This window comes from Streptomyces sp. DG2A-72, from assembly GCF_030499575.1.
Taxonomy (GTDB): Bacteria; Actinomycetota; Actinomycetes; order Streptomycetales; family Streptomycetaceae; genus Streptomyces.
Map to the genome: position 1 here is coordinate 8,213,368 of NZ_JASTLC010000001.1, position 22,822 is coordinate 8,236,189.

Genomic DNA, 22,822 nt, shown 5'->3' on the forward strand with positions numbered 1-22,822 from the left:
TGGTGGTACTGCTCTGCTCTCTCTCAGCAGCGGAAGACCTGAAGTGCCGCCGGAGAGTGGGTTGTCGAGGATCTCGCCGTGCGACATTGCACGGCGCGCAGCACCGTCGGGTGCGCGGCTGTCGTGCCCGGGGCCACGAGCGGGCGCTCCTGCGCCCCGGGCCAGGCGACGGAGGAGCGGTTCCGCTCCCGCGTGTGCTGGGGACCGGTCGGGTCCCCGGAGCAGCTCACGTCACGGAACGCGATGATTCCGTTGCGCAGTGCCTTGGGTGACAGCTTGGATCCGGGCTGAGCCTTGGCCTCGACATGACCGACCGTGTGCGCGGATGCGAACGACGTGGAGGGAGCGAAGAACTGCAGGGCGAGCAGGACGGCGGCGAGGGCCGACACCACGGTCCGGGCCGTCGTACCTCGCAACATCCGCCCCCCTCCAGGCAGTTCACGACTTATGCACACGCCAACACTTGGTCAATGGCTGGTCAAGAAACACGTTAACCCTGCAAAGTTGTTTGCAGGGTTAACTTAACGTTTCAGGCTGAAGAGAGCCTGAAAGTCGTGGTCACTTGGCCTGAAATACCTCTTGACCTGGGGGGAGTTGTCGGGCTAGCCGGCGTCGACGAGTCCCTTGGCGTCCCGGGCCAGCGCGGTGAGCCGGGAGATCGCCCGGAAGTACTTCTTGCGGTAGCCGCCGTTCAGCATCTCCTCGCTGAACAACTGGTCGAAGGGGAGTCCCGAGGCGAGCACGGGCACCTCGCGGTCGTACAACCGGTCCGCGAGGACGACGAGCCGCAGCGCCGTCGACTGGTCCGGGATCGGCTGGACGTCGGTGAGGCACACCGCCCGGATTCCGTCGGTCAGCGCGCCGTACCGGCTGGGGTGGACCCGGGCGAGGTGCTCCAGCAGATGCGGGAAGTCGTCGAGCGAGGCGCCCTGCGTGGCGTACGCGGACTTGGTGACCTGCTCGTCGGAGAACGGCGCCGGCGCCTGGGGCAGCCCGCGGTGGCGGTAGTCCTCGCCGTCGATGCGCAGGGATCGGAAGTGCGCGGACAGGCCCTGGATCTCGCGCAGGAAGTCGGCCGCCGCGAACCGGCCCTCACCGAGCTTGCCCGGCAGCGTGTTCGAGGTGGCGGCGAGCGCGACGCCCGCGTCCACCAGCTTGCCGAGCAGCGTCGAGACCAGGACGGTGTCGCCGGGGTCGTCCAGCTCGAACTCGTCGATGCACAGCAGACGGTGCCCGGACAGGGTCTGGACGGTCTTCTGGAAGCCGAGCGCGCCGACCAGGTTCGTCAGCTCCACGAACGTGCCGAACGCCTTGAGCGCGGGCTCGGCCGGGGTGGCGTGCCAGAGGGAGGCGAGAAGGTGGGTCTTGCCGACGCCGTAGCCGCCGTCGAGGTAGACGCCGCGGGGGCCGGCCGGGGCCTTCGGTGCCTTCGCCCTGCCGAAACCGAAGAAGCCGCGCTTGGCGGTGGCGGTCGCGTGCGCACCGCCGAGTCCGCCCGCGAAGGCCTCCAGGACCCGGACGGCCTCGGTCTGACTGGGCTGGTTCGGGTCCGGGATGTACGTGCTGAAGCGGACCGAGTCGAAGCGGGGTGGTGGCACCATCTCGCCGACCAGGCGCTCCGCGGGGACGTGGGGCTCGCGGGCACACAGCGAGACGGGGCTCACGTCGGATATCGGACCCGGCCCGGAGGCGGCGGTGGAGTTACGCACGTTTCCCAACTCTAAGTGCACCGCTTCCAGGCCGGTACTTCGTCTGCTGGTCCGTTGTGGCTGGTCGCGCCCACGCGGCGGGGCCGCACATTGATACAGCCCCGCGCCCCTTTGGGGCGCCTGACCTCCCCAGACCTGCTTGGCACCGTGCCACACTGCACGACATGCGACGTCTGTTCCCTGTGACCTACGAAACAGCCCCGGACGCCCGTGAATGGAGCCTCGGCGAGCTGGCCGACGCCTATGCCTATCCCGAGCCGGGTCCCGGTGGGCGGGAGCCGTGGCTGCGGGCCAACATGGTGGGGACGCTCGACGGTGCCGCCCAGCACGGTGGCCGCTCGCAGCCCATTTCCAGCGCGGCGGACATGCGGATCTTCGGCACGCTGCGGGCGCTGGCGGATGTGGTGGTGGTCGGGGCGGAAACGGTACGCCAGGAGGGGTACCGTCCGGCACGCGCGCGTGAGGAGTTCGCTCGGCGGCGTGACGAGGCCGGACAGGCGCCCGCGCCGGCGATCGCGGTGGTCACCGCGAGCATGGACCTGGACTTCTCGCTGCCGCTGTTCGCCTCGCCCACGGTGCCGACCCTGATCCTGACGGGCGCCGCCGCGGCCCCCGACCGGATCGCGGCCGCGGAGAAGGCGGGCGCCCAGGTGGTGATCGCCGGGGACGGGGTCGGAGTCGACCCGGCCCGCGCCGTACGGGCCCTCGGCGGTCTCGGACACACCCGGCTGCTGTCCGAGGGCGGCCCGCGCCTGCTGGGCCAGCTGGTGGCGGCCGAGGTGCTGGACGAACTGTGTCTGACCGTGTCCCCGATGCTCACCGCGGGAGACGCGCAGCGCATCGCGGGCGGGCCGACGGTCGCGGTGCCGCGCCGATTCACACTGGTGTCCCTGTTGGAGGAGGACGGGTTCCTCTTCGGCAGGTACCGGCGAGCTTGAGTGCGCTGGTCAGGTAATCGCCGGAATCTACCGTTCCGTTTAGCTTCCGGCGGGCACACTAAATCTCGCAGTCCCCGTGCGATCGCGGGGCAGGATGGTTTCCGCAGGGGCCGGCCAAGGCCCACGGAGGAGAAGGACGCCTGTCGTGTTCACAAGCGTATTGATGATCGAGAAGGCCCTGACATCCGCCGACGTGGAGTTCGTCACCACCTTGCACGGGGACGAGCCGGTCTCCTTCCACGTCCTGCTCCAGCCGCGCGGCGACCAGGCCGACCGGCTGCTGCGGGCCATCGACGACATCGCACTCGGCGAGATCGACGAGGCGGCTCGCGAGCTGGAGAGCCCGGACGGCAAGGACGCCGCCGCCCTCGGCGAGCAGGCCCTGGAGGTGTCCCTCACGGCTCTGCGCGGCTCCGGCAGCGAGGCGGAGGGCCGTCTCATCGAGGACCACCCGCTGGACGCGCTCCGGGCCCTGGTCGAGGAGACCGGGGCGGACGAGGTCATCGTGCTGACCGACCCCCACTACGTGGAGGAGTTCTTCCACCGGGACTGGGCCTCGCGGGCCCGGCACAAGGTGGGGGTGCCGGTGCTGAAGCTGTTCTCCCACAGCAAGGCATAGGCTGACCCCTCGATACGTGTCGCATCACTTGGGGAGAAACACTCATGGCACCCGGCCTTCCTACCGCCATGGACCGCCCGCACTTCATCGGCATCGGCGGGGCCGGGATGTCGGGGATCGCGAAGATCCTCGCGCAGCGGGGCGCGAAGGCGGCGGGCAGTGATGCGAAGGAGTCCGCCACCGCCGAGGCGCTCCGTGCGCTGGGCGTGACCGTGCACATCGGGCACGCCACAGAGCACCTCGCCGACGACGCCAGCTGTGTCGTGGTGTCCTCGGCGATCCGCGAGGACAACCCGGAGCTGGCCCGCGCGGCCGAGCTGGGCATCCCGGTGGTGCACCGCTCCGACGCCCTCGCGGCCCTGATGGAGGGATTGCGTCCGATCGCGGTCGCGGGCACCCACGGCAAGACCACGACCACGTCGATGCTGGCCGTCTCGCTGTCCGAGCTGGGCCTCAAGCCCTCGTACGCCATCGGCGGCGACCTGGACGCCCCCGGCTCCAACGCCCTGCACGGCGACGGGGAGATCTTCGTCGCCGAGGCGGACGAAAGCGACCGCAGCTTCCACAAGTACGCGCCCGAGGTCGCCATCGTCCTCAACGTGGAGCTCGACCACCACGCCAACTACGCGTCGATGGACGAGATCTACGAGTCCTTCGAGACCTTCGCGGGCCGGATCGTGCCCGGCGGCACGCTGGTGATCACCGCGGACCAGGACGGCGCGCGCGAGCTGGCCCGGCGGATCGAGGGCGTCCGCGTGGTGACGTACGGCGAGTCTCCGGACGCGGACGTACGGATCCTGTCGGTGCGGGCCCAGGGGCTGAAGAGCGAGGTCACGGTGCTGCTGGACGGCACGGAGATCACCTTCGCGGTCTCCGTCCCCGGCCGGCACTACGCCCACAACGCCGTCGCCGCGCTCGCCGCCGGCGTGGCGCTGGGCCTCCCCGCCGCTCAGCTGGCGCCCGCGCTTGCCGCATACACCGGCGTCAAGCGCCGCCTGCAGCTCAAGGGCGAGGCGGCGGGCGTCCAGGTCATCGACTCCTACGCGCACCACCCGACGGAGATGACTGCCGACCTGGAGGCGATGCGCTCGGCGGCCGGTGACGCGCGGATCCTGGTGGTCTTCCAGCCGCACCTGTTCTCCCGCACCCAGGAGCTGGGCAAGGAGATGGGCCAGTCCCTGTCCCTGGCGGACGCCTCCGCCGTCCTGGACATCTACCCGGCCCGCGAGGACCCGATCCCGGGCATCACCAGCGAGCTGATCATCGACGCCGCGCGGGCGGCGGGCGCGGACGTCACCGCGGTCCACGACAAGGCCGAGGTGCCGTCGGTGATCGCGGGAATGGCCAAGGCGGGCGATCTCGTTCTCACCATGGGCGCGGGCGATGTGACCGACCTGGGCCCGCTGATCCTGGACCGTCTGTCGCAGTGAGGGGCTGACACCCATGTCGTACGACGTCGAGAAGCCGGACGAGCAGTGGCGCGCGGAGCTGACGCCGGGCGAGTACGCGGTGCTGCGCCAGGCCGCCACGGAGCCCGCCTTCACCGGTGAGTACACCGACACCAAGACGAAGGGCATCTACTCCTGCCGCGCCTGCGGCGCCGACCTCTTCACCTCGGACGCGAAGTTCGAGTCCCACTGCGGCTGGCCGAGCTTCTTCGACGCCCGCGACTCCGACGCGGTGGAGCTGATCGAGGACCGTTCGCACGGGATGGTGCGGACGGAGGTGCGGTGCGCCCGGTGCGGTTCGCACCTTGGGCATCTGTTCGAGGGCGAGGGCTATGCCACGCCCACCGACCAGCGGTACTGCATCAACAGCATCGCGGTGCGGCTGACGCCCGACGAGGGCTGAGCCGCGTTTCAGGGGCCGACGCGTTCCTGGAGTACGGCGCGTTCGGCGGGGTGGGCGGTCAGGTCGAGGGCGAGGCGGTCCGCGGTGCGGGCCGCGTCGGGGTGGCCCAGTGCGCGCAGGAGGTCGGCGCGGGTGGCGTGGAACATGTAGTAGCGGTCGAAGCGGCGGGCCGGCGGATACGACAGCCACACCGGCGGATTCCCGAAAAGTCACCTGCCGCGGCCGGTTGTGTTTCCGTTTGCCGAATTTTCCGTGAACCGATCGGGGCACGTCCTGGGGGTGCCCGAATTGTCTTCGCGTTCTCTCCGCGCGCTCTCCGCCCGGCCTGTTCCGGCCGGGGTGAGGTGGACATGCAAAGTTTACAAAGCGCCGAGGAACGGTCGAGCGTGTTTCGAGAGCATGAGGCGTGAGTGAACTGGTCAGTGCTCTGCCGGATTCCCGGCGCCGGCCTGTGTTTCTGTCGCCCGGCTCGCGACACGGCCGAATGGGATTATCCCTGATTTTTCGGCTCTTGGGGTCATCGGTCGGTGCTGGCCGAATGTGATACGGCGGTATGCCGAAAGCCGGGCCCTTGTTGACCGGCCGGTAATTTCTGGTGTTGGCTTCCGCATGGTTTTTGACGACCGATTCCGTCGGCATTCCCACCCCCACCGTGCAGTCTCACCGATTATTCGGGAGCATCATGACGTCTGCTGTGCGCGCCGAGGACATGATCATCGGAGTCACCCCGTTCGGTGAACCCGACGCCCGTCTGGCCGCGGCGGTCAGCCGCGCCGGCGGGCTCGGGATCCTGGACCTGGGTGCCGGCGACCGAAGAACAAGAGCAGCGCTGGCGCGAATACGACGCCTCAGGCCCGGTCCGTACGGAGTGCGGGTCGGCGCGCGGTGCCGGCTCCGGCCCGAGGACGTCCTGAACGACGGTCCCGGCACCGTCGTCCTCTCCGTGGACGCGGTCTGGCGGATCGGCGAAGTTCCCTCCGCCATCCGGGTGTTGGCCGAGGTCACCGATCTGGAGCAGGCGCGGGAGGCGGTGCGTGCCGGGGCGCACGGGCTGATCGCCCGCGGGTCCGAAAGCGGCGGCCGGACAGGGGAGTTGAGCACCTTCGTGCTCCTCCAGCAGCTGCTGTCCGGCGTCGGCCTTCCCGTGTGGGCCTGCGGCGGCATCGGCCCCCGGACCGCCGCTGCCGCCGTCGCGGGCGGCGCCGCCGGAGTCGTACTGGACAGCCAACTGGCCCTGCTGGCCGAGTCGGAGCTGCCGGAACCGGCCGCTGCCGCGCTGCGGTCGATGGACGGCTCCGAGACGGTCGTGGCCGGCGGTCACCGGGTGCTGCGGCGCCGCGGACCGGACGCCCCGGACATGCCGGACGACGACACGGTGGCGGATCTGCTCGGCGCGCAGGATCTGCGCCGCCAGGTGCTGCCGGTGGGGCAGGACGGGTTCCTGGCCGCACGGTTCGCCGAACGGTGGGGTGATGCGGGGCGGATGGTGCGCGCGCTCACCGACGCCGTACGGGAAGCGGTGCGCGACGACACGGCCGTACGGGCACTGCGGGACGGGTCACCGATGGGCCGCGCCCTCGGTACCCGGCTGCCCGTCGCGCAGGGTCCGATGACCCGGGTGAGCGACCGGGCGCGGTTCGCGGCGGCCGTAGCCGGGGACGGTGCCCTGCCGTTCATCGCGCTCGCCCTCGCGAACGGGGAGCAGACCCGGGCGATGCTGGAGGAGACCAGGGACGCCGTGACCGGGCGGCCCTGGGGTGTCGGCGTGCTCGGGTTCGCGCCGGAGGAGACGCGGAACGCCCAGCTGGAGGTCGTACGCGAGCTGCGGCCGACGCACGCGATCATCGCGGGCGGGCGGCCCTCGCAGGCCGAGGCGCTGGAGCGGGAGGGGATCAGCACCTTCCTGCATGTGCCCTCGCCGGGGCTGCTGCGGCAGTTCCTGCAGGCCGGGGCGCGCAGGTTCGTCTTCGAGGGTTCCGAATGCGGCGGCCATGTCGGGCCGCGGGCGAGCTTTCCACTCTGGGAGGCCCAACTCGCCGTCATCGAGGACCACTTGGCGGACGCCGAGGACGGCTCCGACATCGAGGTGTTCTTCGCGGGCGGCGTCCACGACGAGCGATCGGCCGCGATGGTCGCCGCGCTCGCCGCACCGCTGACCGCGCGCGGGGCCGCCGTCGGCGTCCTGATGGGCACCGCCTACCTGTTCACCGAGGAGGCCGTGGAGTGCGGGGCGATCCAGCCGCTCTTCCAACGGCAGGTCGTCGCCGCGACCGCCACCGCCCTGCTGGAGACGGCTCCCGGCCACGCCACCCGCTGCGTGCCGAGCCCGTTCAGCGACGACTACCGCGAGCGCGAGGCCGAACTGCGTGCCGACGGCGTGCCCGACCGACGGATCTGGGAGGAGCTGGAGCGGCTGAACGTCGGGCGGCTGCGGATCGCCAGCAAGGGCGTCGACCGGGACTCCTCCGGCGAGTTGACGGCCGTCGACGAACGACGGCAGCTCACCGACGGGATGTTCATGGCCGGGGAAGTGGCGGTGCTGCGCTCGGCCACCACCACCATCGGCGCTCTGCACCGGTCGGTGGCCGAAGGCGCGGCCGGCTTCCTCGACGAACGGGCGCGAGAGCTGCGTGCGCGGTTGAGCGTCGAGGCCGTGGAGCCCGCTGCCCCCGCGCCGCTCGACATCGCCGTCGTCGGCATGGCCTGCATGTTCCCCGAGGCCCCCGACCTCGCCGCCTTCTGGGCGAACATCCTCGGCGGACGCGACGCCGTCACGGAGGTCCCGCCCGAGCGCTGGGACCCGGCCGTGCACTACGGCCCCGACGGCGACGGCGCCAGCACATCCAAATGGGGCGGCTTCCTGCCGCGCATCCCCTTCGACCCCCTGCGCTACGGCATCCCGCCCACGTCCCTCGGCGCCATCGAGCCCGTGCAGCTGCTGGCCCTCGAGGCCGCCCGGCGGGCGCTGGAGGACGCCGGGTACGGCGAGCGCGGGCGGGCGTTCGAGCGGGCGCGCACCTCCGTCGTGTTCGGCGCGGAGGCGGGCAGCGACCTGTCCAACGCGACCACGCTGAGGGCCGTACTGCCCTCGTACCACGGCACGATCCCCGACGGCATCGAGCAGCAGCTCCCGCGGCTCACCGAGGACTCCTTCCCCGGCATGCTGGCCAACGTCATCTCCGGCCGCATCGCCAACCGGCTCGATCTCGGCGGCGCCAACTACACCGTCGACGCGGCCTGCGCGTCCTCGCTGGCCGCCCTCGACGTCGCCTGCAAGGAACTCGTCGGCGGGACCAGCGACGTGGTGTTGTGCGGCGGCGCCGATCTGCACAACGGCATCAACGACTACGTCCTCTTCTCGTCCGTGCACGCCCTGTCCCCGACGGGCCGGTCCCGCGCCTTCGACAGCTCGGCGGACGGCATCGCGCTCGGTGAGGGCGTCGCCTGCGTGGTGCTGAAGCGGCTCGCGGACGCCGAGCGGGACGGGGATCGGATCTACGGCGTCATCAAGGGAGTCGGGAGTTCCAGCGACGGGCGTTCGCTGGGGCTCACCGCACCGCGCCCCGAGGGCCAGCGCGCCGCGCTCCAGCGGGCCTACCGCAACGCCGGGGTCTCGCCCGCCGACGTCGGCCTGGTCGAGGCGCACGGCACCGGCACCGTCGTCGGCGACCGTACCGAACTCACCATCCTCAGCGAGGTGTTCAGCGAGGCCGGGGCCGAAGCGGGCGGGTGTGCGCTCGGGTCGGTCAAGTCGCAGATCGGGCACACGAAGTGCGCCGCGGGACTCGCCGGGCTGATCAAGACGGTGCTGGCACTGCACCACGGCGTCAAGCCGCCGACGCTGCACGTCCAGCGGCCCAACTCCGGGTGGCGCGAGGACAGCAGCCCGTTCGTGTTCCATGCGCAGGCGCGTCCCTGGGCGGCTCCGGCAGAGGAACGCCTCGCCGGGCTCAGCGCGTTCGGGTTCGGCGGGACCAACTTCCATGCGGTGCTGGGGGCTTACGGCGATGCCGTGCCGTCGGCGCAGGGGCTGGACGCGTGGCCCGCGGAGCTGTTCACGTTCCGGGGGAAGGACTTCGCGGGGGCGCGGCGGGCCGTCGAGGACGTGCTCGAGGTCGCCGAGTCCGTGGCGGCGGAGAGCGGGTGGCCGTGGCGGCTGCGCGATCTGGCACTGAGCGTCGCGCGACGGTCCGATGCCGGGCACGATCCGGTGCAGATGGCGGTCGTAGCGACGGATGTGGCTGGTCTGGTAGGGCAGTTGCGGAGGGCGCTGGCCGGGGAGCACGATCCGGCGGCGGGGATTCATATGGCCGGCCAGGGCTCGGAGGGCGGAGCCGGCGCGGGCTCTGAGGGCAAAGCTGACCGCGGCCCCGTGGGTGACGCCGACCACGGCCCCAGGGGGCAAGCCGACGCAGGCCCCGGCGCCCCAGCCGACCAAAGCTCCCACGGCAAAGTCGCCTTCCTCTTCCCCGGCCAGGGCAGCCAGCGGCCCGGGATGCTCGCCGACGTCTTCATCGCGTTCCCCGAACTCCAGCACCACCTCGAACTCGGCCGCGCCTACGCCGACGTGCTGTACCCGCCCGCCGCCTTCGACGACACCGAGCGAGAGCGTCAGCGCGCCCGCCTCACCGACACCCGCGTCGCCCAGCCCGCCCTCGGCATCGTCGGTCTCGCCGCCCACGAGCTGCTCACCAGGGCCGGGATACGGCCCGACATGGCCGCCGGACACAGCTACGGCGAACTGGTCGCCCTGTGCGCGGCGGGCGCCCTCGACCCGGAGACACTGCTGACGCTGAGCGCCGAGCGGGCGGAGGCGATCCTCGACGCGGCCGGGGCGGACCCCGGGACGATGGCGGCGGTGGCGGCCGGTGCCGGAGACATCGAGCGGGTGCTCGACGCATCGGCCGAGGTCGTCGCCGCCAACCACAACTCACCCGGTCAGACGGTGATTTCGGGACCCACGGCGGCCGTCGAGGAGGCCGTACGACAGCTGCGCGCGGCCGGGATCGGCGCCAAGCGCATCCCCGTGGCCTGCGCCTTCCACAGCCCGCTGGTGGCGGGCGCCGGTGAGCGGTTCGCCGGGGCCTTGGCCCAACACGCCGTGCGCGCACCCGAGTTCCCGGTGTGGGCCAACCGCACCGGGAGCCCGTACGGCGACGACGCAGCCGCCGTACGGACCGAACTGGCCGCCCAGATCGGCGCACCCGTCGCCTTCGTCACGCAGATCGAGGCGATGTACGAGGCCGGAGCGCGCGTCTTCGTCGAGGCGGGCCCGGGATCCGTGCTCACCCGGCTGGTCGGACAGATCCTCGGCGACCGCCCGCACCGCACCGTCGCCTGCGAGCCCCGCGCCGGCAGCGGACTGCGCGGCTGGCTCGACGCACTCGCCCAACTCGCCGTCGCCGGGCAGCCGGTACGCACCGCGTGGCTGCTGCGGGGCCGGGACGCCGTCGACGCCGTCCGCACCCCCGCGCCGAAGCGGCCCGGCTGGACGGTCGACGGCCAGCTGGTCCGCACCGCCGCCGGAGAACTCCTCCCCGGTGCCCTCGCACCGGCCCGACGCGTCGTGGAGACGACTGTGACGACCAACCACACGAACGGCACCCCGGCCCACTCGGACAAGGACGCGCTGATCTCCGAGTTCCTGCGCACCAGCCGCGAGATGGTGGCGGCCCAGCGGGACGTGCTGCTGACGTACTTCGGCGGGGCCGCGGCGGCAGGGCAGTGGGTTCCGGCACAGCAGCCGGTCCAGCTTCCTGTGGAGCAACCAGTTCAACTGGCCGTGGAGCAATCGGCCTTGCAGCAGGCGCCGCAGCCTGAAGCCGCCTCCGAAGCAACAACCGAAGAAACAACCGACGAAACCGATGTCCTCTCCGTCGTGCTCGAGATCATCAGCGAGCGCACCGGCTACCCCATGGACATGATCGAGCCCGACCTCGACCTGGAGGCCGACCTCAGCATCGACTCCATCAAGCGCGCCGAGATCGCCGGTGAACTGGCCAAGCGCCTCGGCGCAGGCGGCGGCGCCGACCTCGCCGCGCTCGACGACGCCGAGCTGGAGGAGTTGGCGAAGGCGCGTACGGCGGCGGCGGTCACCGAGTGGCTCGCGGGGCGGCTGTCCCCGGCGGAGCAGCAGCCCGAGCCGGTCGTGGCGGCGGAGCCCGACCCCGACCCGGTGACCGGTGAGGCGCCGAAGCGGTTCGTGCTGCGGCCCGTCCTCCTGGAGCCGGCCGCCGCGGACCCGGCCGCCGAACTCACCGGGCGGCGGTTCATGCTCATCGGTGAGGACGAGACCGCCGAAGCCGCCCGGGAGATCGCGGCCCGGCTCACCTCGCACGGCGCCGAGACCGTGGCCCTCGGCCGGGAGCACCTGCTCTCCGAAGCCGACGGCCGGGTGGACGGCGTGCTGTACCTCCACGCCCTCGCCACCGCCGCCCCGCCGGTGCTGCCTGACGCCTTCCCCGTCCTGAAGGCCGCCCTGGGCCGCGCTCCGCGCCACCTGATCGCCGTACGTCCCGCCGCCCCGAGTCCGCGGTCGGCCGGTCTGCACGGCCTCTTCCGCACCATCGCCCGCGAGTACCCGGAGACGGTCGCACGGGTCGTCGACCTGGACGACACGAGGCCCGCCGCCGTCGCCGACGCGCTGCTCGCCGAACTGCTGGCGCCGGAACCGGCCGCCCCGGTGGTGCTGCGCACCGCATCCGGCCGCCATGGGCTGGAGTTGGCGGAGACACCGCTCGGCACCCTCGGTACGACCGGTGCCGGACCCGCCGGGGACGGGGCCGCCGAGGCCGCCGCGCTCGGACTCGACCGTGACTCGGTCGTGCTGCTGGTGGGCGGCGCCCGCGGGATCACCGCCAAGTTCGCCGTCTCGCTCGCCGCCGCCTCCCGCTGCCGTATTGAACTGCTCGGCCGCACGCCCGCACCGGACGGACCCGAGGACCCGGTGACCGCCGCCGCACCGGACCGGGCCGCCCTGCGTGCCGCCCTCGCCGCCCGCGGTGGTCTGACGCCCGCCGAGATCAACCGCGAGACCGGACTCCTGCTCGCCCAGCGGGAGATCACCGCCACGCTCGACGAACTGGCCGCCCTCGGCAGCCGGGCCCGCTACCACTCCGTCGACTTCCGGGAGCCGGACGCCGCACTCCAGGCGGTGAAGGAGATCCACGCCGAGCACGGCAGGCTCGACGGGGTCGTCTACGCGGCCGGGGTGATCGAGGACAAGGTGATCGCCGAGAAGGCCACCGAGTCGTTCGAGCGGGTCTACGGCACCAAGACCGTGGGCGCCGAGACGCTGCTGACGGCGCTGGAGGAACTGCCGGGCGGGCCCGCGTTCGCGGTGCTGTTCGGGAGTATCTCCGCCGTGCTCGGCAACCGCGGCCAGTCGGACTACGCGGCAGCCAACGACGCTCTGGAGAGCCTGGGTTCGGCGTGGGCCGCGCGCACCGGCCGCCGGGCGCTGACCGTGCACTGGGGACCGTGGGCGCCGACCGGCGCGCACACCGGCATGGTCAGTCCGGAGCTGGGCCGGGAGTACGCCCGGCGCGGGATCAAGCTGATCGACCCCGAGGAAGGGACCGCGGCACTGCTGCGCGAACTCGCCTGGGGCGACGAGTCGGCACGCGCGGTCGTCCACACCGCGTCGGGCTGGTGACATGAGGGACAACCATCAGTCACAGCCGCCCGTCGCCATCGTGGGGATGTCGGTGCTGCTGCCGGGCGCCGCCGACCTCGACTCGTACTGGCGGAACCTGGTGGCCGGCACGGACGCCATCACCGACGTACCCGAAGGGCGGTGGGACTCCGACTACTACCGTCCGGGTTCCGCCGCCGGGCGTGCGGTCGCCGACCAGGTGTACTGCCGGCGCGGCGGATTCGTCGACACCCTCGCCGAGGTGGAGGTCACCCGGTTCGGGATCATGCCGAATTCGGTTTCCGGCACCGAGCCCGACCAGCTCATCGCCCTGCACGTGGCCGCCGCGGCGCTCGCGGACGCGGGCGGTGAGGAGCGGCTGCCGGACCGGCAGCGGATCGGAGTCGTGCTGGGCCGGGGCGGGTACCTCACGCCCGGGCTGGTCCGGCTCGACCAGCGGGTGCGTACGGCGGGGCAACTCGTCCGCACGCTGGGGGAGTTGCTGCCCGATCTCGACGGCGGGCAACTGGAGCGCATACGGGCGGCGTTCACCGAACGGCTCGGCCCCGACAGCCCCGAGTCCGCGATCGGCCTCGTCCCCAACCTCGCGGCGTCCCGCGTCGCCAACCGGCTCGACCTGCGCGGGCCCGCGTACACCGTGGACGCCGCCTGTGCGTCCTCGCTGGTCGCCGTCGACCAGGCGGTGGGCGAACTGGCCGCCGGGCGCTGCGACCTGATGCTCGCCGGGGGAGTGCACCACTGCCACGACATCACCCTGTGGTCCGTCTTCTCCCAGCTCCGCGCCCTCTCCCCGAGCCAGCGCATCCGCCCCTTCCACCGCAACGCCGACGGCCTCCTGATCGGCGAGGGCACCGGCGTAGTCGTCCTCAAGCGCCTCGCCGACGCCGAGCGTGACGGGGACCGCGTGTACGCCGTCATCCGCGGCACGGGCGTCGCGAGCGACGGGCGTGCCGCCGGTCTCGTCAATCCCGACCCCGGCGGCCAGGCCCGTGCGATACGGCAGGCGTGGCGGGCAGCGGGGCTCGATCCGGCGGCGTCCGGGTCCATCGGGCTGCTGGAGGCACACGGTACGGCTACCCCTGCGGGGGACGCGGCCGAACTGGCCACGCTGGCCGATGTGTTCGGACCGGGCGACGCTGCGGTGATCGGCTCGGTGAAGTCGATGATCGGTCACACGATGCCGGCGGCGGGCGTGGCGGGGCTGGTGAAGGCGGCCCTCGCGGTCCATCACCGGGTGCTGCTGCCGACGCTGCACTGCGACGAGCCGAATCCGGGGCTGGCCGAGACCCGTTTCCGGCCGCTGGAGAGGGCGGAGCCGTGGGAGGGGGGTGAGGTGCGGCGGGCGGCGGTGAACGCGTTCGGATTTGGCGGGATCAACGCGCACGTGGTACTGGAGGAGCCGCCGGTGCGGCAGCGCCCCGTAGGGGCGCGGGGAACTGCGCGACCAGCCACGACGCAGCCGCACCCGACCGACGGCACATCACGCGTGCTGCTCCTCGCCGCCGACACCCCTGAGGGCCTTGCCGCACAGCTGGACGCCGACGACGCGGACGTACGCGCGGCCGGTCTCGACGGGGTGACGCCGGAGGCATACGCCCGGCTCGGCATTATCGACCCCACCGCGAAGCGCCTCGCGCTCGCCCGACGCGCGGTAGCCCGCGGACGCGCCTGGCACGGTCGTAACGACGTCTGGTTCTCACCCGCCCCGCTCGGCGGAAAGCTCGCGTTCGTCTTCCCCGGCCTCGAAGGCGACTTCGCACCCCAAGTGGACGATGTCGCCGCCCACTTCGGCCTGTCCGCGCCCGTACCGGGAGCCGCCCAGGTCGGCGACATCGGCCGGCACGGGCTCGGCGTCGTCGCTGTCGGGCGGCTGCTCGACGCGGCGTTGCGGCGGATGGGGATCGTGCCGGACGCGGTCGCCGGGCACAGTGTCGGCGAATGGACGGCGATGGTCGCGGCCGGGCTGTACTCCGGGCACGAGGTGGACGGCTTCATGGCGTCCTTCGACCCGGACGCGCTGACCGTGCCGGGGCTGGCGTTCGGGGCGCTCGGGGCGCCGGCCGAGCGGGTGCTGGAGGCTCTGTCCGCCGACTGGCCGGACGCCGGGATCGTGCTGTCCCACGACAACGCGCCCGCCCAGTCGATGGTGTGCGGTCCGGACACGGCCGTGACGGAGTTCGTACGGGCCTTCCGCGCGCAGGGCGTGATCAGCCAGGTGCTGCCTTTCCGGTCCGGCTTCCACACGCCGATGCTTCAGCCGTATCTCGGACCCATCAAGGAGGCGGCGAGCCGCTTCCGGCTGCATCCCCCGGCCGTGCCGGTGTGGTCCGGGACCACGGCGGCGCCGTTCCCGTCGGGGGAGTCGGCGGTCCGTGAGCTGTTCGTCCGGCATCTGCTGGAGCCGGTCCGCTTCCGGCAGCTCGTCGAGGCGATGTACGCGGCCGGGCACCGCACGTTCGTCCAGGTCGGCCCCGGCCGGCTCGGCTCCCTCGTCGGCGACACCCTGTCGGGCCGCGACCACCTCGTCGTATCCGCCAACTCTCCCCACCGCACGGGCCTCGCCCAGCTGCAGCGGGTGGCGACGGCGCTGTGGGCGACCGGCGCGAAGCGCTCCGCCGGAATGGCCGCGGTGGGTCGTCGGTTGTCTGCGGCGCCGCGGGGGCTGGTCGCGCAGTTCCCCGCGCCCCTTGGGGGCGCTGCCGAATCGCAGTCGACTTCGGCTCCCGCGCGAGGGGACCGGCCCCCGGTCCGGCTCGACCTGGGCGGGGCGCTCGTCTCGCTCGACGGGCCGATCCTGGCGGAGTTGCGTGCGCAGTTGAAGGCCGGTTCCGCGGCCGACCGTGGCGCGGCACCGGCGGTGGCTCCGGGCGTGGCCCGCCTCGTCGGCGACGCCGTGGGCCGGACGGGCGCGGACGCTCTCGGGGGTGCGGCTGTCTCTCGCGTCCCGGAGCGCGCATCGACGGCGGAGCATGCCGCCGTCCCGGGAGCCCTGACCGCGTCCGGCCCGTCGACGCTGGACGCGGTCGCCGCGCACTCTTCGGCCGCCGCCGAACTGAGCGCTCTCCTACGGGAAACCGCGGAGACGGCAGCCGAGTTGATCGCGGCGGCCGATCGTCGCCCGGCCCCGGCGACCGGAGGTCATCCGGCTCCGGCGATGGCTTCCGCCTCCGCGGCGGTAGCGGGCACACCCTCCGTCGCGGCCGTTGAGGCGCTGCGCGCCGGGACCGCGACCTCGGAGCCGCAGGCGAACTCGGGCCCGCCGGTCCCCGGCCTCGCATCGGCCGCCATCGTGCCCCACTTCGCATCGGGCCCGCCGGTCCCCGGCCCCGCATCGGCCCCGCCCCTGCCTCGCCGCGCCTCGGCCCCGCCCGTGTCCCACCCCGCGCCGCCCACAGGCCTCCCCGCCGCTCCGCCGCCCCCGAATCCCCCCGGCCACCACCACGGAACCGGTCACTCGCGCGCCCACCGCACCACCGTCCACGTCTCCCCGGACACCATGCCCCACCTCCTCGACCACTGCTTCTTCCCCCAGCGCCCCGGCTGGCCCGACGTGTCGGACCGCTGGCCGGTCGTGCCGGCCACGACGATCGTGCAGCACATGATGGAGGCGGCGGAGCAGGCGGTACCCGGTACGCGGGCGGTCGCCGTGCACGGGGCGCGTTTCGACAAGTGGCTCACCGCCACCCCGCCCGTCGACGTCGAGGTCGCCGTCGCCCCTGTCCCCGACGCCCCCGCCCGGCGCGCCGTCTCCTTCGGCCCGCAGGCACGCTCGGTCGTCGAGCTGTCCGACCGCTACCCGGCGACATCCCCCGCCCCCTGGCACCCCGACCCCGCCACCGAACGCACCCCCGACCACACGGCCGCCCAGCTCTACGCCGAACGCTGGATGTTCCACGGCCCGGCGTTCCAGGGCGTCAGCGAGCTCACCGCCATCGGTGAGACGCACGTGCGCGGGGTGATCACTACGCCGCCCGCGCCCGGGTCCCTCCTCGACAACGTCGGCCAGATCCTGGGCTACTGGATCATGGCGACCCGCACCGAGCGGACCGTCGTCTTCCCGGTGCACATGCGGCAGATGCGCTTCTACGGGCCGCAGCCGCTCCCCGGCACGGACGTCGGCTGCTTCGTACAGATCACATCCCTCACCGACACCGTTCTCGAAGCGGACGTCCAGCTGACCGTCGACGGCGAGGTCTGGGCCGAGCTGACCGGCTGGCAGGACCGCCGCTTCGACAACGACCCGCAGACCCGGCCGGTCGAACGGTTCCCCGAGCGCAACACCCTCTCCGAGGCCCGGCCGGACGGCTGGGTGCTGCTGCACGAGCGGTGGCCGGACCTGGCCTCGCGGGACCTCATCATGCGCAACTCGCTGAGCGGCGTGGAGCGTTCGGAGTACGCGGCGCATGCGCCGCGCGGTCGCAGACAGTGGCTGCTCGGGAGGATCGCCGCCAAGGACGCCGTACGGCGGTGGTTGTGGGATCACGGTGAGGGGCCCGTTTTTCCGGCCGAGATCCGCGTCCTGAACGACGACTCGGGGCGGCCGTACGTCACCGGCATGCACGGCCGGCGCCTCCCCCCGCTGGATCTCTCGCTCGCCCATCGCGCGGAGGCCGGCGTGGCGATCGTACGGCCGCACACCCCGGGCCCCGGGCCCGGCATCGACATCGAGGAAGTCGTCGAACGGGACCGGGAGACCCTCGCCGCCGCCCTCGGTCCGGACGAACTCGCCCTGCTGCGGGCGCGGTGCGCGGCCACCGCGGAGTCCGAGGCGTTGTGGTTCACCCGGTTCTGGGCGGCCAAGGAGGCCGTCGCGAAGGCGGAGGGAACCGGTTTCGGCGGGCGGCCGCGCGACTTCGCCGTGCTGGCGGCCGACGCGGACCGCCTGGTCGTCTCGGGGCGGCTGGAGCGAGCGCGTTACAGCGTGCGCTGCGAACGGACCGGCAACCCGCCCGGGTTGCCGAGCAGGGAGTACGTCGTGGCCTGGACGACGGGACCGACGCGACAGGACGACGAGGAGAGGGACTGATGCAGCCCAACCCGCAGCCCGACCCGCAGGCCACCGACGAGGAAACCGTGCTCGCCGACATCACCGGCATGCTCGCGGCGCTCCTCGACGAGTACGGCCTCGACGACGTCGAGATCGGCATGCAGACCACGTTCAACCGCGATCTGGAGCTGGAGAGCATCGACCTCGTCACGCTCGCCGGGCTGCTGGAGGAGCGGTACGGCGGACGGGTCAACTTCGCCGAGTTCCTGGCCGGGATGGAGTTCGACGAGATCATCGAACTCACCGTCGGCCGGCTCGTCGAGCACATCGTGCAGAGCCTCAAAGCGGCGGAGGCGGTCTGAGCATGGCCATCGTCGACACGGGCGACATCCGGCTGCACGTCCAGAGAGTGGGCCCCAGGGACGACCGACCCACGACGGCCACCGCGGTGCTGGTGCACGGCCTGCTCACCGACAGCCTCGCCAGCTACTACTTCACCGTGGCACCGGTGTTCGCGCTGGCCGGCATCGACGTCGTCATGTACGACCTGCGCGGCCACGGCCGCAGCGAACGCCCCGAAACCGGTTACCACCTCGACGACAACATCGACGACCTGGAGGCCCTGCTCGACCGGCTTGCGGTCACCGGGCCGGTCCACCTGGTCGGCAACTCGTACGGCGGCACGGTCGCCTTCGGCTACGCCGCCTGCCACCCGGAGCGCGTCGCGAGCCTCACTCTCATCGAGTCGGAACCGGCCACCGAGGCCTGGGCGGTGAAAATCGGCGGCATCCTGCACCGTGTGCTCACCCAGCTCGCGCTCAACGAGGACGACGCCCTCGCCTGGATCACCGCGAACCGCAGCCACAACACCGCCCGCCTCGCCAAGGGCGCGGCCCGCCTGGCCCGTACCACGAGCCTCCCGCACGACATCCCGGCCAGCCGGGTGCTGACGGAGGAAGAAATCCGGTCCGTGTCGTGTCCCGTCCTCGCCCTGTACGGCGGTGACTCCGACCTCGCCGAACTCGCACCGTGGCTGAAGGCACTGTTGCCCGACTGCCGGACAGTGGTCGTGCCGGGGCACGAGCACTCGGTGCTGGTCGAGGCCGCCGGTGTGGTCGGCGAGCACATCCTCCAGCTGATCCGGCAGGCGCAGCTGGCGGAGGTGCGGTGAGCAGGTTCCTGTTCGTCGTGCCGCCGCTCGTCGGTCATATCAACCCGGCCGTGGGGGTCGCCGCCGAACTGACCGCCCGGGGACACCGGGTGGCCTGGGCGTGTGCCGATCCCGGCCTGGTGCTGCGGCTCGCGGGCGGGAAGGCCGTCGTGTTCTCCTGCGACGGGCCCGTGCCGGGGGCGGGGGACGGCGTACGACCACCCGAAATCCGCGGACCCGAGGCGCTGAAGTTCCTGTGGGAACGGTTTCTCGCACCGCTCGCCGAGGCGATGGCGCCCGGAGTGGCCGCCGCGGTACGGGAGTTCGGCCCGGACGTGGTCGTCGCCGATCAGCAGGCGCTCGCCGGAGGGCTGGTCGCCGAACGGCTGGGCGTGCCGTGGGCGACGTCGGCCACCACCTCCGCCGAGTTCACCGATGTGCTGGCGGGCATGCCGAAGGTCGCCGACTGGATCGACGGAGTCCTGAGGGGGCTGCGGGCCCGGATGGGTGACCCGTCCGGTACCGCCGATCCCCGCTTCTCGCCCCAACTCGTGCTCGCCTTCAGCATCCGGGAGTTCGTCGGGCCGGACGCCAGGACGGGCGAGCAGATCCGGTACGTCGGCCCGTCCATCACCGAACGGCCCGGCCCGGCCGACTTCCCCTGGGACTGGCTGGACGCCTCCCGCGCGACCGTCCTGGTCACCCTCGGCACCGCCAACACCGATGTGGGACCGCGGTTTCTCGCCGAGTGCCATCGGGCCGTACGGTCCCGTGCCGACCGGATGCAGGCGGTGATCGTGGATCCGGCGGGAGCACTCGCGGGCGCCGACGACAAGGACGTACTGATCGTGCGATCGGTCCCTCAACTCCCGCTGCTGGAAAGGGTCGACGCCGTCGTCTGTCACGCCGGTCACAACACCGTCTGCGAGGCGCTCTGGCACGGTGTGCCCCTCGTCGTGGCGCCCATCCGGGACGATCAGCCGGTCGTGGCCGGGCAGGTGGTGGAGGCCGGGGCGGGGATCAGGGTCCGGTTCGGGCGGGTCACCGCCGTGAAGCTGGGCGAGGCACTCGACGCCGTTCTGCACGAACCCGGTTACCGTGCCGCGGCCGAGCGCATGCGCAGCGGATTCCGGGCCGCCGGGGGTGCCACCGCGGCGGCCTCCCGTCTCGAAGAGCTGGTCGCCGAGGAGGCGTCATGAACGAGGAAGAGGCGTCATGAGCGAGAAGGGCGTCATGAACGAGGAACAGCGCAAAGCGCCGAGCCGCAATGAGCAGGTCGCCGCTCTCCGCCCCGGCTACCTGGCCGACCTGGCCGACGGCCTGGAACGGTTCTTCGAACCCCGGCGCACCACCTGCCCGTGGTGCGGTGCGCAGGACCTGCAGACCCGGCTGCGCACCACCGATCTGCTCCAGCACAAGCCCGGCCGGTTCGTCCTCGACCAGTGCCAGGCGTGCCGGCACACCTTCCAGAACCCCCGACTCAGCGCCGAGGGGCTGGAGTTCTACTACCGGGACTTCTACGACGGCCTGGGCGAGAAGCAGCTGGGCAACACCTTCGCGGGCCGGACGAAGATGTACGAGCAGCGGGCCGCGTCCCTGCTGCCGTACGCCGCCGACCCGAAGAGCTGGCTCGACGTCGGTACCGGGCACGGTCACTTCTGCGAGGCCGCCCGCATCGTTCACCCCGGTACGAGGTTCGACGGGCTCGACTTCACCGACGGGGCGGAACTCGCCGAGCGGGCGGGGCGGGTGGAGCGGGGTTACCGGGGGAGCTTCCCGGAGCTGGCGCCGGGGTTCGCCGGGCAGTACGACGTGGTGAGCATGTTCCACTACCTGGAGCACAGCACCGAGCCGGACCGGGAACTGAGGGCCGCGCACGAGGCGTTGCGGCCCGGCGGGCATCTGCTGATCGAGGTGCCCGACCCCGACAGCCGGTACGCCCGGCTCCTCGGCCGGTGGTGGCTGCCGTGGCTCCAGCCGCAGCATCTGCACTTCGTGCCGGTCGGCAATCTGCGGCAGCGGTTGACCGACCTCGGCTTCACGGTCGTGGCGGAACAGCACACCGAGCCGCACGATCCCGTCGATCTGCTGGCGGGGACGTGGCTGGCGCTGGACGCGGTGGCTCCCCGGGACAACCTGCCGTGGCTGCGGTCCGGGCCCAACGCGCTCCAGCGCACCCTGCGCGGTGCGCTGCTTCTCGCCGGTGTCCCGGCCCTGGTCGCGGGCACGTTGCTGGATCGGTTCGCGATCAGGCCACTGTCGCATCGGCTCGGTGTGTCCAACGCATACCGGCTGGTGGCTCGACGGGACTGAGCGCTCGGCCGGATACGCGGTTTGGATGTCCGCGGGCCGGTGGGGGCTGGTCGCGCAGTTCCCCGCGCCCCTGAAGGGGGGCGATGCGGCACCGTACTTCATACGCACGTGCGACGCTGGATGCGCGGTTTGGTTGTCTGCGGGTCGGTGAGGGCTGGTCGCGCCCACGCGGCGGAGCCGCATATTGATACAGCCCCGCGCCCCTTCGGGGCGTTGCCGAACCGCAGCCGACTTCACCCGCCCCGCTGTGGGACAACTCTGCGCGCCGCTTCGGCAGTTGTTCATCCGGGTGGGTTCGGAGGGCCCACCGGGTGTTCCCCGGGCGGAAGAAGCTCGCGGGCATGACATCCAGCTCGTACAGACTCAGGATGACTCGTGCCGCGGCTGTGACGACGGCCGTAGTGACCCTTCTGGTCGCCCCCGGCGGCCATGCCCAAGCTGCCGACAAGACGCTTCCCCTCGGTGACGCCGACCTCGTGGAGACCCGCAGCAGCCGGGTGCTCGCCGATGGTGTCACGCTGACCCGGGTCGTGCGGGGCACCGAACCCGCTCCGGCCGATCAGATCAACACGACGACACGCGGCCCGTGGGTGGTCAACGTCCTGACCATCGACCCCCGCAGGACCCGCGGCCATCTGAAGGCGACGTACGGACCGGACCTGGCCCGCACGGAGAAGACCACCGATCTCGTCCGTTCCTCCGGAGCGCTCGCCGGGGTCAATGCCTCCTTCTTCACCTTCACGGCCAGTGCCCAATACCCCGGCGACCCGGTCGGGTTGGGCCTGTACGGCGGGAAGCTCCTCAGCGAGCCGACCGCGGATCCCGCCGAGGCCGACCTCGTCGTCGACTCCCGTACCGACCGCGTCCTGATGGGCAAGCTCAGCTGGTCGGGCAGCGTGACGAACCGGGCGACCGGCGCCGCGCTCCCGCTGGAGTTCCTCAACCACCCGCCCGTCGTCCCGGCGGCCTGCGCGGCAACCGCCGACTGCACCGAACCCGGCGATGTCACCCGCTTCACCCCGGAGTTCGCCGACGCCACGCCCTCCGGGCCCGGGACGGAGGCCGTCCTGGACCGGCGCGGCTGCGTCGTACGCACATCGACGACCCGGGGGACTGCCCTGACCGCCGGTCAGACGTCGATCCAGGCGACGGGCCGGGAGGCGGCCACCCTGCTCCAGGTGGCCGGAACCGGCTGCCTCAGGGTGACCTCGACACTCACCGACGAGCGCGGTGAGACGCTTCCGGTGCGGCCGGGGCTGTCCGGCGTCAACGGGCGCTACCGGCTCACCGCGAACGGCACGATCGTGGTGCCGCCCGGCTCCGGCAGCTTCTTCGACCGCAACCCGCGCACCATCGCCGGAACGACACGGGACGGCAGGATCGTCCTCGCGACCATCGACGGCCGCGTGACCACCAGCGTCGGCACGACCATGAACGAGACCGCCGAGGTCGCCCACGCCCTCGGCCTCCACAACTCCATCAACCTGGACGGCGGCGGCTCCACGGCCATGTCGGTGGAGGGCACCTTGGTGAACCGCCCGAGCGGAACGACGGAGAGGGCGGTAGGGGACGCCTTGGTATTCACGGACGCCCCGTGATTT

The 22,822-nt window shown here is 72.3% G+C and carries 13 protein-coding genes and 2 pseudogenes; 11 read left to right on the forward strand and 4 right to left on the reverse strand.

The features are described 5' to 3' along the window. Positions 1-23: 23 nt before the first annotated feature. Together QQY66_RS39030 and zapE are read right to left on the reverse strand one after the other, a co-directional pair. Positions 24-419, reverse strand: a complete 396-nt coding sequence (locus QQY66_RS39030; protein ID WP_301985102.1) for a hypothetical protein — start codon at positions 417-419, stop codon at positions 24-26. A gap of 183 nt (positions 420-602) precedes the next feature. Then, entirely contained in the window at positions 603-1,709 is a 1,107-nt protein-coding gene (gene zapE / locus QQY66_RS39035) for a cell division protein ZapE (protein WP_301985103.1), read from the reverse strand. Positions 1,710-1,873: 164 nt separating this feature from the next. Here zapE and QQY66_RS39040 point away from each other — a divergent pair, with 164 nt between their 5' ends. The 4 genes from QQY66_RS39040 to msrB all read left to right on the forward strand — a co-directional run bounded on the left by QQY66_RS39040 (position 1,874) and on the right by msrB (position 5,117). Beyond that, the gene (locus QQY66_RS39040) at positions 1,874-2,647 is read left to right on the forward strand and encodes a pyrimidine reductase family protein (RefSeq protein WP_301985104.1); all 774 of its coding nucleotides are present in this window, start codon (positions 1,874-1,876) and stop codon (positions 2,645-2,647) included. A 145-nt stretch (positions 2,648-2,792) separates the two neighbouring features. After that, positions 2,793-3,266: an indole-3-glycerol phosphate synthase gene (locus tag QQY66_RS39045; protein WP_301985105.1), complete on the forward strand. Its 474-nt coding sequence runs from the start codon at positions 2,793-2,795 to the stop codon at positions 3,264-3,266. A 44-nt stretch (positions 3,267-3,310) separates the two neighbouring features. Next, positions 3,311-4,696, forward strand: a complete 1,386-nt coding sequence (gene murC / locus QQY66_RS39050; RefSeq protein WP_301985106.1) for a UDP-N-acetylmuramate--L-alanine ligase — start codon at positions 3,311-3,313, stop codon at positions 4,694-4,696. A gap of 13 nt (positions 4,697-4,709) precedes the next feature. Beyond that, on the forward strand, positions 4,710-5,117 hold the full coding sequence (gene msrB / locus QQY66_RS39055) for a peptide-methionine (R)-S-oxide reductase MsrB (RefSeq protein WP_301985108.1): 408 nt from the start codon (positions 4,710-4,712) through the stop codon (positions 5,115-5,117). Between the two features lie 8 nt (positions 5,118-5,125). On the opposite strand, the gene QQY66_RS39060 is transcribed toward msrB, so the two are convergent. Beyond that, entirely contained in the window at positions 5,126-5,308 is a 183-nt protein-coding gene (locus QQY66_RS39060; RefSeq protein ID WP_301985109.1) for a hypothetical protein, read from the reverse strand. A 518-nt stretch (positions 5,309-5,826) separates the two neighbouring features. Here QQY66_RS39060 and QQY66_RS39065 point away from each other — a divergent pair. After that, positions 5,827-12,615 (forward strand): annotated as a pseudogene (locus QQY66_RS39065) (SDR family NAD(P)-dependent oxidoreductase); the annotation flags it as partial. On the opposite strand, the pseudogene QQY66_RS50570 reads toward QQY66_RS39065, so the two are convergent. Beyond that, a pseudogene (locus QQY66_RS50570) lies at positions 12,507-12,815 on the reverse strand (hypothetical protein); the annotation flags it as partial. The pseudogenes QQY66_RS39065 and QQY66_RS50570 sit on opposite strands and share 109 nt — an antisense overlap. Here QQY66_RS50570 and QQY66_RS39070 point away from each other — a divergent pair. The 6 genes from QQY66_RS39070 to QQY66_RS39095 all read left to right on the forward strand — a co-directional run bounded on the left by QQY66_RS39070 (position 12,773) and on the right by QQY66_RS39095 (position 22,819). Continuing rightward, entirely contained in the window at positions 12,773-17,797 is a 5,025-nt protein-coding gene (locus QQY66_RS39070; protein WP_301985111.1) for a type I polyketide synthase, read from the forward strand. The pseudogene QQY66_RS50570 and the gene QQY66_RS39070 sit on opposite strands and share 43 nt — an antisense overlap. Beyond that, positions 17,797-18,120, forward strand: coding sequence for an acyl carrier protein (locus QQY66_RS39075; RefSeq protein WP_301985112.1), 324 nt, complete (start codon positions 17,797-17,799; stop codon positions 18,118-18,120). The genes QQY66_RS39070 and QQY66_RS39075 overlap by 1 nt, the downstream gene beginning before the upstream one ends. Positions 18,121-18,122: 2 nt before the next feature. Continuing rightward, the gene (locus tag QQY66_RS39080; RefSeq protein WP_301985113.1) at positions 18,123-18,929 is read left to right on the forward strand and encodes an alpha/beta fold hydrolase; all 807 of its coding nucleotides are present in this window, start codon (positions 18,123-18,125) and stop codon (positions 18,927-18,929) included. Continuing rightward, entirely contained in the window at positions 18,926-20,107 is a 1,182-nt protein-coding gene (locus QQY66_RS39085; protein WP_301985115.1) for a glycosyltransferase, read from the forward strand. The genes QQY66_RS39080 and QQY66_RS39085 overlap by 4 nt, the downstream gene beginning before the upstream one ends. A gap of 16 nt (positions 20,108-20,123) precedes the next feature. Continuing rightward, positions 20,124-21,221 carry a class I SAM-dependent methyltransferase gene (locus tag QQY66_RS39090; RefSeq protein ID WP_301985116.1) on the forward strand — a complete coding sequence of 366 codons (1,098 nt, stop codon included), beginning with the start codon at positions 20,124-20,126 and terminating at the stop codon, positions 21,219-21,221. A 368-nt stretch (positions 21,222-21,589) separates the two neighbouring features. Continuing rightward, a complete protein-coding gene (locus QQY66_RS39095) occupies positions 21,590-22,819 on the forward strand; it encodes a phosphodiester glycosidase family protein (protein ID WP_301985117.1) in 1,230 nt (409 codons plus the stop codon). The last annotated feature ends 3 nt before the right edge of the window (positions 22,820-22,822 follow it).